This is a genomic window from Mesorhizobium calcicola (assembly GCF_042682105.1).
In the GTDB taxonomy this organism is placed as follows: Bacteria; Pseudomonadota; Alphaproteobacteria; order Rhizobiales; family Rhizobiaceae; genus Mesorhizobium; species Mesorhizobium calcicola.
On sequence record NZ_JBHUGY010000064.1, the window covers coordinates 1 to 17,218 of the forward strand.

A 17,218-nucleotide genomic window follows, 5' to 3' on the forward strand; every position below is an offset into this window, starting at 1 on the left:
CGTATGTCTCGCCGATAGGCTGGTCGCGTGTCCATTATCCCTATCTTCGGGCTGGGCGGTTTTTAACGAATGTCCGAGGAGTCGAAAACGGAGCCTGTGACTCTTGTGCTTCCTCCGTTCCATTGGCAGCTCTCTACGTACTCCTGTCAGCGTGGCGCCTTGATACTCACACGCACACCACCCTTGGCCCGTCTAATTTCCTCTCTCGGGTGCTGCTGTGCTTAGTGCGTCTGGGCGTGTCATTCCTGCCTAGGTGGACCGTACGTCTGCATTCCTTTCTGTGAACGGATAATGCTGGTCGAACTAATGGGAATTACTTTCCTCCGCCAGTGCGCCCACGATCTCGACCCTACCCGGTCGAAGAAGTCCGCCGCCGTGCCTTAATTTTCATTCCGGCCCGAGCAGTTTCCACGTTTTCCTACCGCACGCGGGAGGACCGGGGCGGCGGGAGGCCTCTACGACACTGGCGAGTTTGTCGAAGGCCCACATGAAAAACGCGCGCATCGAACAGAAGCGGGAATGAAGAAAGGCGTCTATAAGGAATTTATAGTTTGGTTGCCGTGCGGCTCGGAGAGCTCGAACAGTCGAAAGCAACAGGCGGAAAGTATCCGCGGATCGATATGTCGAGGGCATGGCGAACCTATATCGAGGGCCGCTGCGCGTTACTGCCCGGGTTCGGCGAGCCCGGCCATTCGTCACGAACAGCCAAGTCGGACGACGGCACGTGACGCTCGAGCACCCAGACGCAACGGACAGGGGCAACGCCACCGCTAGTAACGCGCAATTCCTGTCGGAAAATCTCAATCATCGACATCTGACAAGAAATCCATGTCCCGCCAGGGCGACACCGACGAATTGAAAGGCCGCGGCGGCAAACCGGCGGCTCGCGCTCCATTCCGGCTCGGCGGCGTTTCCGTCGTCACGCGCCATGTAGGAAAAGTTAGTTCAGGGTCGAGAGGACCTGGCCAACAAGATCAATCGTGCAATCGCCTCCGATGTATCTGGAGGCCTCGGCCGTACGAAACACGAGCTGTCTGAGTGGCGTTGCTCTCGCAATCGTCGGGCAACCATGATCCTGGAACCATCAGATTTTTCAGAGGCATCGCCAAAGCCGCCAAACCCCGACGATCTCAAGGAGGGTTTGGCGAGTTCGGTCCAGGACGAGATGCTCCCTATCCCCAAACGGCACCCATATCTGCGAGTTACTTCTCGAGATCGACCCCGATATCCGCGACGAGCCGACAATCGTCCGCTACACCATGCGTCGACGATATTTCAGGCGTCACTGGTGCAAAAGTCCTGCTCCTGCTCGCCGGACAGGGGGATTGCTAATGTGCGGCGTGGTGCAAGGCATTGGCCAGGCGCTAGACTCGGGGAGGAAAGGAGACGATCTTATGGCGAGGATGGGCAACACTGCTTACGCAAGCTTCATGGACTACGCGCATGTCCGCGCCGCAGACGTGACAAATTTCCCGTTCTTGGGCCCATTTCGTAGACCCGACGGTTCCTCTCGACACCAATGCGCTCGTCATCAAGGGGGCAGGCGAAGCCGGCACCCCATCGGCCTCGACACCGGAGCACTCAACGCGGTGACCGATGCACTCTGGCGCGCCTACGGTGTGCAACACATCGACATGCCGGCTACACCGGCGCGGCATCTGGCAACGATCCGGGAAGCGGCCTGCAGCGTGACAGCAAAACCCAGCCGTCGACGCCGGACACCATGCCGGCGGGCACAACACGCTCACCGCGCATCATCGCTCAAAGATCGTATCGGTGGCGGTCTTCGTCGGCATGTCGACCTGCATCAAGGCGGCGGGCACCGTTCTCAGCGGGCCAGATCGTCTTCTTCCGATCTTTCTTCGCCTTTTTCCGATGTTGCCTTTCTGGCTTTCAAGGGAAAACTCGCACCTTGCATTCACCACCAGCGCCCTCTCAATTCACATGCGCGCGCGGCGTCGTCGGCGTCTGCGCCATGGTGGCTCGGCTTTTTTCGCGCTGACCGCGGCTGCCGCTGCCGAGGCGATCACGCTGAACTCGCGCAGGCCGCTGCTGGTGGTGGGTGTTCAGTTCGATCTTCCTCGGCGAAGCCATTCGGGTCTATCGCTGGAAGCGCGGTCGCGGTCGGCCTGGTCGGCGTGCTGAATACATCTCCTGGCCGGAACTGGAACGCTGCTACATTCCGACGAGGCGCTCGGCGAACAGGAGATTGCTTTGCGTCATCGCCCGCCTCTTGTCGCGGCTGCGATCTCGGCCGTCGCCATGCTGCTGGTGCGCCAACCTCGTGCAGAGCGAGCGCACCGCGAACCATCGTGCTGTGGTTTTCGGTGACGGGGCAGAGCGTCATGGCGCTGCTGTCGGTGCAGCCGTTCGGCTGGCAGGCGCTGAACGCCGCGCCAGGCGGCTCTTTCTGGTTGCCGCCGGTTTCTGCGGCGGTCCTCGGCCAGATCCTGATGACGTCGGCCTATCGCCATGCCGAAGCCCTCGGTCGTGGCGCCCTTCGAATACACCTCGATGAATCCCTTGGGCGTTCGTCGTCGTGTATCATCGTCTTTGGCCGACGTCGCCACGCTCAACATGCTTGTCGGGCGGCCCTGATCGTCGTTGCCGCAGGCATCTTCATCATCTGGCGCGAGCGCCAACTCGGCCTGGAGCGCACCGCACAAGAAAGGCGGCGCCGCCGGCAGGGGTGATTACGATCGTTCGGCCAGCTCTTTGCGCCATCCGCACAGCACCGCCCGCGTTCCTGCTCGTCGGCCGGGAGAAAACGATTCGATCGCGCAGCTCCGACAGCGTTACGTCGAGCGGTGTGCCGAACACGGTGATGGTGCTGATGAACGACAGCACCTGATCGCCATGGCGCCAGCCTGAGCGGATGCACGATGGCATTCGGCTCGACCGGCGTTGGCTTGCTGCCCTTTAAACCCAGGACGGATAATTCCGCAGTTCGCGGCTGCCAGGTCGATCAGAACCGGGTCGCCGCTCGGGCATCATTTCTGGTGTTTGAGACGCTCAAGGCAGATGACGTCCACGCCATCTCCGAGAGGATTGACGATGCGCGGCGCGATGCCGCCCGGGTGCAGGCTCAGGCGAAGCACGTTTGACCGGCGCGTCAGCAGCGAAGGGTCCGTGACGTCGGCAAGAAAATGGCGCGATGGGCGGGCGGGAGGGGGTGTTGGCTGAACCAGGTTGACCAGTGCCGGTTCGACGGCCAGCGGCCGGGAACGGCTCATGCCCCTTATAGCACGATCTCGCACCTAGGTCGTCGTGACGCGCCATGATGTCGTAGCCCGTCGCCAGCGTCGCTGTCGCTGAGGCACCGGCTCGCCGAAGCTCGGGGCGAACAGTGCCCTGGCCGGCCAGCAGCAGGCCGGTTGTCGCTGCCGGAGCGGGAGTCGACAATTTGCTCGGCCGGTTATGCTTCTTCACCATCGTCGCGAGGGCGAACGGCGCGGTGGCGTCGGGTTGAAGGTGGAGCGGCCGCTCTCTGGAGCATTAAAGCGTCAGGATGCTCTGACTGCTAGCGGTGAGATTTCGTGGCTTCCATACTCATGGCGGCTGGTCGAGCTGTGCGACATGCCCGGCGGTTGCGGGGCATTCGCTGATATATGAGACTTGCCGCGCGTCATTTTGGGATGGTGTCGTTCATGGTGAGCTATGGCTTTTAGGAGCTGCCAGCCGTGTGCTGGCGATTTCTTTATCGCTTTGTGTGTACAGTGTTTTAGGGTTGAGTGGCGCTGGGGTCCTTCTTTCCCCTTTGTTGGGTCCACGGAATGGGGTGAGAATAGGGATGTGGGGACAGGTGGTCTGCTTGCCCGCCTTTCACTGGTTTTCGGAAATAAATCCCGCCACTCCAGCTCTTGTGTGCATCGGTTCGTTAACGCTGGCAGAGAAAGGAGGAATACAGCAGTTGAGTCCGGATTGCATGCGTGCTGGCTTGCGGAATGGTGCCGAGTGTCGCATTCTGGGGGTACATCGTGCAGCGATTCGTTTGTGTGTCAGACGGGTGCCAGTTGTACCCGTGTGTGTGCGCATAGTCCGTCAAGTATACACACGTGTGGCAGGTGCCGATATTGTCTCAGTTCTCTGTGCGAACAAAACTCTACTCGGTCTAGGTGAGGGATGATGTGATGTTATGAAAAAAACACCACATCAAATTATCGGGAACTGTGGTGAGCTATTGTTGGGGGGTGTCGACGACGGCGAGGTGGCCGTCTGCATTTGCGGTCTCCTAAGTGCTGTTTTTTGCGCGTGTGAGGAGTTACCTATTGTTTGTTGAAGTGACATTAGCCTGCACTAGACGAGAGAAGGCTGTGGGCGTGTCGTGATTTTTTCTCTGATCAGAGTGCTTAAGGGTGTGCTAACGTTCGCGGGGCTGATTGGGTGATTCCGTAATGGCTGCATGGTCCAGCTCCTTCCCTGTCTTCAGCCTCGTGTGTTGCCTGCGTCATCTGGCAAATTGTGTGACATTAATGACTAAGGGGCATAACCTCCCGAAGGTAATTTGAAATATAGCGTGCCCGCTTGCATGCCTATCCTAATGCTCCCTATGGACTTTAAAGTCGCTCAAGAATGCCGTGTGCCGGCAGCGTCTGGGCGTTCCTCCTCCGGCTCGCATGTCGCTAGCTCGTGAACCTTCATTGGGTGGTTTTATGGGGTTGATTTTTGTTGTCTCCATTTGGAATGTCGGCATATCGTTGGTAGCTTCTGGTGCTTGTGTGTGTGTGTCGATTCTGGTCCGGGCGGGGGCTAGGCTTTGGCCCCTGTGAGCTTACGGCGAGCGTGTAGTCGCCTCGCATTAGTGGCGTAACGCGAAGCTGGCGCCGAGCGATTGCGGCGGTGTAGTATCGTGCTCTTCTGAAGGTGCATGAGGCCGTTTCCCGGCGCATGGCCGTTCGACTCGGCACGTGAACCTGGTTTACTAGCCGTGACGGTCATTCCCTGTGACGCCATTCCTCTTCTATTAATCTCTCAATGTCCTTTCACTTTCTTGCTAATTTATTGCCTCCCCCTTTAGCCCCCTTGCCACACCCCTTTCTTGTGCCACATCCTGTCTGCCCCCGCTCCAACTCTTCCCCCCCCCCATTCCTTCTTCTTCATTTTTTCGTTCCCTCCTCCCCCTTCTTGCTGGGAGGCCGTTCCCCCCCCCCCCCCCCACTCAAAACCACACCAGAATGAATGCCGAGGCGGCGGACCCCCGGTTTTTTCCTGAAATCGGGACCTGGAGGCCCGCGGGAAAAACTGCCCGGAAACACTTTATCCGTCCCGGGTTCAAGGGCAGCAAAGCCAACGCCCCGGTTCCGAGCCCGAATGGCCCCCATCCCGGTGCAAAAAATCCCGCTCAGGCCTTGGCCGCATGGGCCGGGAAATCAAAGGTTGGCTGTCCCCCCCCCACCCCCCCCGTTTTTCATCAGCACCATCACCTCCGTGTTTTCGGCCCAAACACGAAACCGCTTCCGACCCCGTTAACGCCTGTCCCCCCGGAGCTGGGGCGAATCGAAATCCGGGGGGTGTTTTTTTTTTTTCTTTTCCCCCGGCCCCGAACGAGCAGACGCTGGGCCGGTGGCGGTGCGGGGGCCTGGCGAAAGGAGCTTGGCCCCGAAAACCAGTCGTAAATCACCCCCTAAGCCGCGGCGGCGCCCCCCCCCCCCCGCCCCCCCCCTTTCTTTCCCCGTTGGTGCGGGGTGGGCGCCCCCTCCCGGCCGAACCTAACCAAACTCAATTAAATGGCCGCACTCGCGGGCCCCAGATGGATGAAGATGGCCCTGCCGGCCAACGTACCGATTCAGGCCCGCCGAAACAAAAGCAAATGTTTTTGGCGGTGGCCCCGCACCGTCCCCCCCCCCCCCCCCCCCCCCCCGCCAAAGACGGAAGAAAAATAACCGACGACGACCGCCAAGGGGGGATCCATCTGAGGGGGGGGGAGGTTGTAAAGATTCGAAAGGGGAGGACCACGAGACCGAGGCTTCGGCCATGGCCGATAAAGCTCCAGGCCCCCCGACGTCAAATCAGGATCTGGGCCCCCGAGGCCCCGCACGCAGAAAACCGGCCCGGCAAACCAGAAGGAGCCCGCCCCTGGTGGCGGGCACGGGGCGGTCCCCCCAGCCCCCTGCCCCCAAGGCCCGAACGGCTGGCGGAACAGCCAGCGCCATGAACGCCCCCCCCCCTCGCCGGTCCCACCGAAAAGCCACAGCACGAAATGGTCGCGAGTGGGGTGGCGCCTCGCCTTTTTCTGCCGATGGTGTTTTGCGCCCCACCAGCAGCAAAATGGCACCGACCGGCCGGAGAAAAAATCGCGCCCCCCCCGCCGAACAAAGCCGGCGGGATTGGAACCCGGCCAAAGCAATTTCCCTTGGGTCCCCCCCCCGAACAAGGCGCCTCGTTCCCGTGGAATTTTAGCAGCGTCCATTTTTTTTTTTCCCGGCCCCCAGGAGATTGAAATACAAGGCCGGCCGAACCATGGCCCGTAACCCGCGAACCACATGCCCCGCTCCAGCCCGGATAGACCCGAATGGGCTTCGCCCGAGGGAAAGATCGGAACTTGGAACACAAAAACCACCACCAGCAAAAGCGGGGCCCACTTGCCGCGTAAAAGTTCAGCAGCGGTGATCGCCCCCTTCCGGCCCAGCCGGCGCCCGCGGTCCCAGGCGGCGAAAAAAAGCCGAGCCCCAATGGCCCGCCAGAGGAAAACGCCCAAAACGTACGAAACCCCCAGGGGGGGGGGGGGGGGGCCCGCCCTGGGGGGGGGGGGCGGATTTGTTGAATTGAAGGCGGGCCGTGCCTTAGGGGTGGTTTGAAAATGCGGGTGCCCGGTTGTTTTTCACCCGAAGGTTTTTCCCCTTGAAGCCAGAAAGGTGCCCAACAATCGTAAAAAAAAAATGGGCGGGAAAGAAAAATGATCGGAAGAAGGAACCGAAAATTCCTGTGCACCCCCCTGCCCCTTGTGGAACGGGTGCCCCTCCCCCCCGGGCCCCCCCTTGTGATTGCATGTCCGAACCTTGCCCCCGACCGAGGACCGACCGAACCTGGAAAAATAAACGAAATCCTTTAGCGTGGAATTGACCGGTGGGGGGGAAAGCGTGGGTTGTTTGCCCGCCCGGCCATGGTCCGTCCCCGGCCGTTCCCCGAAAGCGGGCCTTGGTTTTTTTTTGGCTGTTCCACGCTGGCCAAAGCCCCTTTTATTCCCCTCTTCCCCGGAAATCGTTTTTTTGGCCCAGATGCCGGCACGGTGTTTGCCGGGCATGTTCGATTTGTGTTTTTTTTTTTGACCACCGTAAGGGCCCGCGGGGCCCAGAGTGCATCGGGGTGTTCCCCCCCCCCCACAGCCCGCGTTTGGAGTGGGGGCTGGCCGGTTGTCGAGCCCTGATGGTGCCCGGGCCCCGTTTCGCCTTGACCCCCTGTGAATGTGCCCGAGCGCATTTGGGGGGAATTGGGGGGTCCGAAAGTCCACCGGTTGGCGGGGTCCCCCTCCCCGAAAATGGAAAGAAACGGGAAAAAATTGTGTCCCCCCGGCGCCGCGGGCCCATGGCCGGGGGGAGTCCCCATGGAAGCCTTGCCGTTAAGCAGTTTTTGCCCATCCCTCGCCCATAGAAATTTCCGTCCCCCCCCCCCCACACTCCCTGGTCCCCCCCCCCCAGCGTGCACCCTGGCCAATGCCTTTTGCACCCCCACGTCCCCGCACATGCAACCTGTCCCCCCAGGCGAGCAGGAGCGGGAAAAATTTGCAACGGTGGGAAACTGCCCCGGAAAAATCTCCCCGACGATGGGGTGGTTAGCGACGATGTCCCCCCCGGTACACCCCCGGCGCCGGTAAAATCGGGGTCGATCTCGACCTCGCAGATATGGGGTTGGGGGCCCGTTTGGGATAGGGGGTTGCAATTACGTTCCCCCCCTGGACGAACTACCCGCCAAACCCCTTTGGAAAGAGATTTCGTCCCCCGGGGGTTTTTTTGGCGGCTTTTGTGGCCGATGGCCCTTTCCGGAAAAAAGTCTAATGGTCCCCCGGTCGTGTGGTTTGGGCCCGACGATGCGGGCAACGCACCACCACATCAAGAACAAGCTTTTCCGATTTATCCCCCCCGTAAACCCGGCCCCGAGCTGGCCCCTCCAGTTTTTTTTTTTCCATCTCGGCGGGGCAGATGCCCCGCTTTGATTCTGGTTTTGGCCAGGTCCCCTCGCCGGCCAGCGTTGGGACGCGGAAACGCCCCGCCCCGATGCGGGAATGGGCGCGGGGAGCCCCCGCCGGGTGGGCCGAGCCCGCCCCGGGCCCTTTCAAGATTTTCGTCGGTGTTCCCCCCCCCGACCCCTGGCGGGAATGGATTTCTTTGGGGGGGTCGCATGGTTCGAGATTGAAAGCCCCTTTTTTTTTTTTCCGACAGGAATTGCGACCCCGTAGCGGTGCCCGTCCCCCTGTCCGTTTTTGGCCCTGGGTGCCGATCCTTCCAAGCGTCCCCCCAAACCGTGAAACCGTCCCCACCCCGGCCCCTTGAAGTCGAGCCCAAAGGCAGGCCTCCGAAACCCGGGAAAGACGCAAGGCCTCCGATATAAAGGTCCGCCCCCATGCCCCGAGAACCGCGGATCTTTTCCCGCCTGCTTTCCGAACAACAATTTTCGAAGCCGCCCGCGGAAAAACCCCCTTCCCATTCCCCGCCTTGTTCGATTGCGCGGTTCAATGTGGCCCCCTTTCCGAAACTCGCCAGTTGTCCCCCTAAGAAGGCCCGGCCCCGGTCTGCGTGCGGTAAGGAAAACTGCTCCGGGCCGGAAGAAAATGCGGCCGGCGGAACACCTCTTCGAACGGGTAGGTCCGAGATCGTGGGCGCAGGACGATCGACCAGCTTCTCCCAGCAGGAAAAAAATGCCGCTTTCCCACACACACCGGCACCGGCCGGGCCGCCAATAGGCCATCGACCGGGCCCCAAAAGTTGGTGTTAGAAGGCCCCCCCCCGGTGAAACCGAGACCGTCACGACACGCCCTGGATATCGTAAAAAGACCCGGCCATCGACATCCGTAACGCCCGAATAGGGAAATGAACGGACCGTAAAAAAATTGCGAAGCATAGCCCCCCGCCCCACATATTGGCGAGCCAGAGGTCCCCCACACCTTCCAATGCCCCCCCAGAAAGCGGCCATACCCTTGTCCCCCAGCCGCCATCTCGGCAAGCCCCCCACGAACCAATTGTACCCCCGCGGCCCTTGCCGCGCCGGTCCCCCACAAAAAATGTTCGGTGCGCGGTCCCCCCGCCCCGCCCCCATTTCCACCGGACGGCCAAGCCCCCGCTTTTGCCCGCCCTTCCAGCACCAAAGCGGATATTCCCCGGTAAGAACGAAGCTCTTCGGTCCGAAAAACCACCAACGACCATCCGGAGTGATGAACCCGCCGCAGTTGGTGCTTCTTGATCTTGAAACAGGCCCGGCCCAGATGTACTGCATGGAAAAAGCCAACGCCCCTGAACCCCCCGTGGTCCAGCCACGAAGCGGTTCCTCCCGCACGTTCCCACTCCGCCCGATCGCCCCGAGCCACGCGGCCCCCCCATGTAGTTGCCAGACCAGCCGTTTGTTGACGAATTCCCGAACTTGCGGGTGACCCATGGGCCCCCGTGCGCTGGCGAAAGCGCGTCCCGGTCCCTTTTTTCCTTATCAGCCCCCAATATGGTAGTTGAAAAGCCCGTGGAACCCGAAGTTCCGGCCCCACAAACCAACCGGCCCGTGCCCCATTCCGGCCAAGCGCCCAGTCGCCGGTTTCCCGGGAACCGCCCGCATCTTCGCCTGTCATAGCCCTACGTCCCATCAGTTCGGCCGGCAATCCCCTGCCGCCCAAAAGCCGGCTGTCGGCCGAAACCGACCGAAGGCCAAAACGGCGTCCCCCCGCCCGACCAATAGATTGAACGCGGTCCCCCACGGCAACAGGAACTCGGAATGTCGCCGGGTACCGGCGCCCCTGTGCCCCCGTCCGGCTGTTCACCTGCATGAAACGCCCCGGAATTTAGAATCGCCCGAGAATGGGCAAGGTCCCCCCCCCCCATTGCCGGTCCAAAACACCCCAAAAGAATGCACAACCGGACGCAGCCTTCGCCGCCTCGGTCGAAACCGATGGGGTGAAAAAACTGGCCTTGGACGACCGGCCGGAAGGCGCAGGACATAGGCCAATGCAGCAACCGCCAGGCCGGCCTGGATTGTCCCCCCCCCGTCGGGTATAGCGGGGCCACTGTTCCCCTGGATGAAAGGGGCATCCCATCCCCGCGCCGCAGCACGGAATGCGCCCATGCCCCGAATTTTTCGGTGTGACGACGGTCATGGAATGCCCTCGTGATGATGGACTGGAGGGGAACGCCTGAAATTAGGCATTGCCTCAGTTTTGTCGAGGGGCGGTTTTCGTGTAAGAGCGTCGGACTTTCAAATTTCTTGGACCAGCGGAGAACAATCTCCGCCGCCAACGCATCGACAGTGAAAAACCACGGAATGCGCACGGACACCGGCAGGTCTCAGCTCGAGGACTACGCCCAACGACTACCCTCATTCCGCAAACCAGCCTCACCTTACCGTCTTTCGCCCAGAACGCAACGCTGTGTCACCGCCGTGCTCACGTCGAGCGCCGTGATGGCGTATCCGCGTCGGCTCCGCTGGTGGCTTGACGGCGACGGGCTTGACGCTCAAGCGCATCGAGATCGGCGGCAAGAAAGCGGAACGGCCGATATTGTGGTGACATCAGACCGAGTGACCATCCTCAAGCTCCGCCGGCCACAAACGTCGCTTCCAGTTGTCGTCTCGAGACCGAGCTGGCGCCGGCGGGCAATGAAGCCCTGATGGGGCCTCTACACATAACCGTCCAGCAACGTCTACTGCACGCAGTGGCGAGGCCGAGGCTTTCTCGCCGCGTCAACCTATTTCCTCGATCGGCCCGATATCCTTTCGGTGTACACGGTGCGGATCGAGGCATTGCGTGACGACGCGCCGCTGCTTCTGTCCAAACGGCAACCCGGTCCGACAAGGGCGATCTCGGCGATGGCTGGCACTATGCCGTGTGGCACGACCCCCTTCCCCAAGCCGTCCTATCTCTTCGCGCTGGTGTCCGGCAATCTCGGCCGGATCGCCGACAGTTTCGTCACCCTGTCCGGCCGCACGGTCGAGCTCGGCATCTATGTCGAGCCCGGCAAGGAGACGCTTGGCCGGCTACGCGATGGACGCCCTGAAAGCGGTCGATGAAATGGGACGAGGAGGCGTTCGGCGCCGCGAATACGACCTCGACGTCTTCAACATCGTCGCCGTGTCCGACTTCAACATGGGCGCGATGGAGAACAAGGGCCTCAACATCTTCAACGACAAATATGTTGCTGGCCGATCAGGAGACCGCGACGGATGCCGATTTCGCCAATATCGAGGCGATCATCGCGCATGAATATTTCCACAATTGGACAGGCAACAGAATCACCTGCCGCGACTGGTTCCAGCTCTGCCTGAAGGAAGGCCTGACGGTCTTCCGCGACCATGAATTCTCCGCCGACCAGCGCTCGCGCGCGGTCAAGCGCATCGCTGAAGTGCGCACGCTGCGCGCCCACCAGTTTCCCGAGGACCAGGCCCGCTGGCGCATCCGGTACGGCCGCGCCGCTACCGCGAGATCAACAATTTCTACACGGCGACGGTCTACGAAAAGGGCTCCGAAGTGGTGCGCATGATCCGCACCATTCTCGGGCTTGCTGCGTTTCGCGCCCGGCATGGACCTCTATTTTCGAGCGACACGACGGCGACGCGGCGACGATCGAGGATTTCATCAAGGTGTTCGAGGATGCGTCCGGCCGCGATCTGTCGCAGTTCGCGCTCTGGTACCACCAGGCGGGCACACCCAACCTGACCCATCAGTTCGACGCACAATCCGGCTTCGCAGGAATTCACGCTCGAAATTGAGCAGTCGGTGCCGCCGACGCCCTCCGAAAGCCGCAAGCGGCTGATGCACATCCCGCTCGCCTTCGGCCTGATCGGCGCTGGCGGCAAGCCGGTCGATTATAGCGGCGTCGAGGGCGCCAGCGTCGAGGGCGGCGTCATCCATGTCCGCAAGCGCCGCCACATGGTGCGCTTCTCCGGTGTTGCCGAACGCCCGGCGGTGTCGCTCAACCGCGGCTTTTCGGCGCCGGTGACGCTTTCGGTCGAGCAGAAAGCCGACGACCAGTTCTTCCTCGCCCGCCACGACAGCGACGCCTTCTCGCGCTGGCAGGCCTTCAACACGCTCTTGACCGATGCGCTGATCGCGGCCTTCCGCGAGATCCTCGGCGGCAAGCAGCCGGTTTTCGCATCGAGGCTGACCGAACTCGCCGGCGGCATCGCCGGTGACGAGACGCTGGAGCCGGCCTACCGGGCGCTGGCGCTGGCGCTGCCTGGCGAAGCCGACATTGCCCGCGACATCGGCGGGAACATCGACCCCGAGGCCATCTACGCTGCCCGCGAGGCGCTTGCGCTGGCAATCGGCGCCGCCAACCGGAACAGTTTTGCCGACCTCTACGGCGGCCTCGCCGACAAGGCCGCGTTCAGCCCGGATGCGGCGAGCGCCGGACGACGCGCCTTGCGCAACACCCTGCTGGACTATCTCTCGCTGCAGCCCGGCGGAGCGGCACTTGCCGTCAGGCATTTCCAGTCGGCGACCAACATGACCGACCGCGCGGCGGCACTTACCGTGCTTGCCCATCGCCACCACGGTTCGCCCGAAGCCGTCCAGGCGCTGGCGGCTTTCGAGACGACTTATGGCTCCGACCCGCTGGTCATGGACAAATGGTTCCAGATCCAGGCCAGTGTGCCCGGGCCGCGGACCGTTGATACGGTGCGCGCCCTGACCGGCCATCCAGCCTTCTCGATGGGCAATCCCAACCGGGTGCGGTCGTTGATCGGCACATTCTCCAGCGCCAACCAGACCGGCTTCCACCGTGCCGACGGCGAGGGATACCGGCTCTTCTCGCAGACGGTGCTGGAGGTCGAAAAGCGCAACCCGCAAGTGGCGGCAAGGCTGGCGACGGCACTACGCTCATGGCGCTCGCTCGAACCTGGCCGGCAGGCCAAGGCCAGGGAAGCGCTGCTTTCGATCGCCAATACCGAAAACCTGTCGGCGGATCTGAGGGACATTGTCGAGCGCACGCTGGCGTGAGCGTGCACTTTTGTCCGGGAACGGCCGTTTCGGCATTATTTTAGTCGATTTTTAATCTTTTTTCGCTCGCCCACTGGACAAGGCGAATCACCTTTGATTCTTTACTGACGATTCGGATGTGCGGCGTTTTCCGGATCAAGCAGCATAGGCAAATTCGGGGAGTGCCATTTATGGCGAAGGCGGACGCGTGGGGCGCGCCCGGAGGGACGGCTTTTGCGCATCGCGAGACGCGAAGCGACGGCCTTGCCGGGAATGCGCGGCTCATCGCCGAACCGGCCTACCGGCGGCTCCTGGCCGCCGAGCCGCTGCTGCGCCGATCGATACCGGCCCTCATCATCACCTTCCTGATCGTCATCGCGGCGCTGCGGGTCCTGTCGCTGACGAACGAGCGCGACGATGTCGAGCGCAACGCCCATGGCCGAAAATGTCCCACTGACGCCTTGGCCGGTCGGGAAAAACCAAAACACGTGGTCCCCACCATGCGATCTTCCCCCTGTTCGTCTCAACAAACACCAAAAACGCTCAGGAGAACGGGGTTGGAGTGAGTGGGGAGAGAACAAACGGGGAGGAAGGGATGAAAAAGGGAGAGATAGGGAAAAAAAAATTCGCATGAACCCAACCCGTTGGTAATGTGGTTTCCCCGCCGGAATCCCCGCCGGCCAGCGGGTCCAAAAGATCGGCCCTTGTGCGTTTGCGCTCGGAACCCCCATCGGGGGGGGGGTACCCCCCCGCGCCCTTCGTTTCGTCCCAAGCGGACAGGGACTCCCTTAGCGGCCCCCGCCCAAAAAAGCGCGGGAAGCGTCGGGGACCCGCGATTGACACGCTCATTGAAAATGTTTGGTGATGATGGAGGCCCGGTTCATCGATCGGGGCTGCAGCAGCGGGCCTTGCTTTTCGGCTGGCCAAGACAGCCCCGCCGTTAAAAAGGCCGGTTTTTCGGCCCGGATATGAGCCCCCCGCGCGAATTCCCCCCGGGCCCAAAAGGCCGTCCCGCTTCGGCGTCCCCCCCCCCCCCCCGTTCTATCTTCTCGCCGACTGCCCGCAAAAAAGCCCGTCCCCTCACCGGCCAGCGCCCCCCACGCGTCCGGCCTTCCACCCCGCCCCGCCGCATAAATGGCAAACCTATTAGCAAACTTCCCGAATTGGTTGCCCCCTATGCCGCTTTGATCTTTTTCCGGAAAAAACCGCCCCCGCACCGGTACCGAAAAATCCGTTACCAGTAAAACGAAAAAATCAAAGGTGACCTTTTCGCCTTGTCCAGTGGGGCGAGCGAAAAAAGATAAAAATCGACTAAAATAATGCCGAAACGGCCGTTCCCGGACAAAAGTGCACGCTCACGCCAGCGTGCGCTCGACAATGTCCCTCAGATCCGCCGACAGGTTTTCGGTATTGGCGATCGAAAGCAGCGCTTCCCTGGCCTTGGCCTGCCGGCCAGGTTCGAGCGAGCGCCATGAGCGTAGTGCCGTCGCCAGCCTTGCCGCCACTTGCGGGTTGCGCTTTTCGACCTCCAGCACCGTCTGCGAGAAGAGCCGGTATCCCTCGCCGTCGGCACGGTGGAAGCCGGTCTGGTTGGCGCTGGAGAATGTGCCGATCAACGACCGCACCCGGTTGGGATTGCCCATCGAGAAGGCTGGATGGCCGGTCAGGGCGCGCACCGTATCAACGGTCCGCGGCCCGGGCACACTGGCCTGGATCTGGAAACCATTTGTCCATGACCAGCGGGTCGGAGCCATAAGTCGTCTCGAAAGCCGCCAGCGCCTGGACGGCTTCGGGCGAACCGTGGTGGCGATGGGCAAGCACGGTAAGTGCCGCCGCGCGGTCGGTCATGTTGGTCGCCGACTGGGAAATGCCTGACGGCAAGTGCCGCTCCGCCGGGCTGCAGCGAGAGATAGTCCAGCAGGGTGTTGCGCAAGGCGCGTCGTCCGGCGCTCGCCGCATCCGGGCTGAACGCGGCCTTGTCGGCGAGGCCGCCGTAGAGGTCGGCAAAACTGTTCCGGTTGGCGGCGCCGATTGCCAGCGCAAGCGCCTCGCGGGCAGCGTAGATGGCCTCGGGGTCGATGTTCCCGCCCGATGTCGCGGGCAATGTCGGCTTCGCCAGGCAGCGCCAGCGCCAGCGCCCGGTAGGCCGGCTCCAGCGTCTCGTCACCCGGCGATGCCGCCGGCGAGTTCGGTCAGCCTCGATGCGAAAACCGGCTGCTTGCCGCCGAGGATCTCGCGGAAGGCCGCGATCAGCGCATCGGTCAAGAGCGTGTTGAAGGCCTGCCAGCGCGAGAAGGCGTCGCTGTCGTGGCGGGCGAGGAAGAACTGGTCGTCGGCTTTCTGCTCGACCGAAAGCGTCACCGGCGCCGAAAAGCCGCGGTTGAGCGACACCGCCGGGCGTTCGGCAACACCGGAGAAGCGCACCATGTGGCGGCGCTTGCGGACATGGATGGACGCCGCCCTCGACGCTGGCGCCCTCGACGCCGCTATAATCGACCGGCTTGCCGCCAGCGCCGATCAGGCCGAAGGCGAGCGGGATGTGCATCAGCCGCTTGCGGCTTTCGGAGGGCGTCGGCGGCACCGACTGCTCAATTTCGAGCGTGAATTCCTGCGAAGCCGGATTGTGCGTCGAACTGATGGTCAGGTTGGGTGTGCCCGCCTGGTGGTACCAGAGCGCGAACTGCGACAGATCGCGGCCGGACGCATCCTCGAACACCTTGATGAAATCCTCGATCGTCGCCGCGTCGCCGTCGTGTCGCTCGAAATAGAGGTCCATGCCGGCGCGAAACGCAGCAAGCCCGAGAATGGTGCGGATCATGCGCCACCACTTCGGAGCCCTTTTCGTAGACCGTCGCCGTGTAGAAATTGTTGATCTCGCGGTAGCGGCGCGGCCGTACCGGATGCGCCAGCGGGCCCTGGTCCTCGGGAAACTGGTGGGCGCGCAGCGTGCGCACTTCAGCGATGCGCTTGACCGCGCGCGAGCGCTGGTCGGCGGAGAATTCATGGTCGCGGAAGACCGTCAGGCCTTCCTTCAGGCAGAGCTGGAACCAGTCGCGGCAGGTGATTCTGTTGCCTGTCCAATTGTGGAAATATTCATGCGCGATGATCGCCTCGATATTGGCGAAATCGGCATCCGTCGCGGTCTCCTGATCGGCCAGCACATATTTGTCGTTGAAGATGTTGAGGCCCTTGTTCTCCATCGCGCCCATGTTGAAGTCGGACACGGCGACGATGTTGAAGACGTCGAGGTCGTATTCGCGGCCGAACGCCTCCTCGTCCCATTTCATCGACCGCTTCAGGGCGTCCATCGCGTAGCCGGCCAGCGTCTCCTTGCCGGGCTCGACATAGATGCCGAGCTCGACCGTGCGGCCGGACAGGGTGACGAAACTGTCGGCGATCCGGCCGAGATTGCCGGCCACCAGCGCGAAGAGATAGGACGGCTTGGGGAAGGGGTCGTGCCACACGGCATAGTGCCAGCCATCGCCGAGATCGCCCTTGTCGACCGGGTTGCCGTTGGACAGAAGCAGCGGCGCGTCGTCACGCAATGCCTCGATCCGCACCGTGTACACCGAAAGGATATCGGGCCGATCGAGGAAATAGGTGACGCGGCGAAAGCCCTCGGCCTCGCACTGCGTGCAGTAGACGTTGCTGGAACGGTAGAGGCCCATCAGGGCTTCATTGCCCGCCGGCGCCAGCTCGGTCTCGATGAGCAACTGGAAGCGACGTGTGGCCGGCGGCTTGAGGATGGTCAACTGGTCTGATGTCACCACAATATCGGCCGGTTTCGCTTTCTTGCCGCCGATCTCGATGCGCTTGAGCGTCAGCCCGTCGCCGTCAAGCACCAGCGGAGCCGACGCGGATACGCCATCACGGCGCTCGACCGTGAGCACGGCGGTGACACGCGTTGCGTCTGGCGAAAGACGGAAGGTGAGGCTGGTTTGCGGAATGAGGTAGTCGTTGGGGCGGTAGTCCTCGAGCTTGAAGACCTGGCCGGTGTCCGTGCGCATTCCGTGGGTTTTCCTGTCGATTGCGTTGGCGGCGGATTGTCTCCGCTGGTCCAAGAAATTTGAAGTCCGCGCTCTTTACACGAAACCGCCCCTCGACAAAACT

Annotated in this window: 3 protein-coding genes and 3 pseudogenes; 5 read left to right on the top strand and 1 reads right to left on the bottom strand. The window is 62.2% G+C overall.

Annotated elements, in window-relative coordinates:
* Positions 1 to 1,776 precede the first annotated feature (1,776 nt).
* The 5 genes and pseudogenes from ACFSQT_RS32995 to ACFSQT_RS33015 all read left to right on the top strand — a co-directional run.
* Positions 1,777 to 2,145, top strand: a complete 369-nt coding sequence (locus ACFSQT_RS32995; RefSeq protein WP_379025947.1) for a hypothetical protein — start codon at positions 1,777 to 1,779, stop codon at positions 2,143 to 2,145.
* Positions 2,146 to 2,345: 200 nt separating this feature from the next.
* Entirely contained in the window at positions 2,346 to 2,693 is a 348-nt protein-coding gene (locus ACFSQT_RS33000; protein ID WP_379025949.1) for a hypothetical protein, read from the top strand.
* Positions 2,694 to 2,882: 189 nt separating this feature from the next.
* Entirely contained in the window at positions 2,883 to 3,104 is a 222-nt protein-coding gene (locus ACFSQT_RS33005) for a hypothetical protein (protein WP_379025951.1), read from the top strand.
* 7,354 nt (positions 3,105 to 10,458) lie between these two features.
* Positions 10,459 to 13,129, top strand: a pseudogene (gene pepN / locus ACFSQT_RS33010) (aminopeptidase N).
* A gap of 170 nt (positions 13,130 to 13,299) precedes the next feature.
* Positions 13,300 to 13,542, top strand: a pseudogene (locus ACFSQT_RS33015) (PAS domain-containing sensor histidine kinase); the annotation flags it as partial.
* Between the two features lie 921 nt (positions 13,543 to 14,463).
* Here ACFSQT_RS33015 and pepN (ACFSQT_RS33020) read toward each other — a convergent pair.
* A pseudogene (gene pepN / locus ACFSQT_RS33020) lies at positions 14,464 to 17,115 on the bottom strand (aminopeptidase N).
* Positions 17,116 to 17,218: the final 103 nt, after the last annotated feature.

Bases quoted from the DNA above. Each gene is read 5' to 3' on its own strand.
- ACFSQT_RS33000 (WP_379025949.1), top strand. From the start codon at position 2,346: ATGGCGCTGCTGTCGGTGCAGCCGTTCGGCTGGCAGGCGCTGAACGCC.
- ACFSQT_RS33005 (WP_379025951.1), top strand. From the start codon at position 2,883: ATGGCATTCGGCTCGACCGGCGTTGGCTTGCTGCCCTTTAAACCCAGG.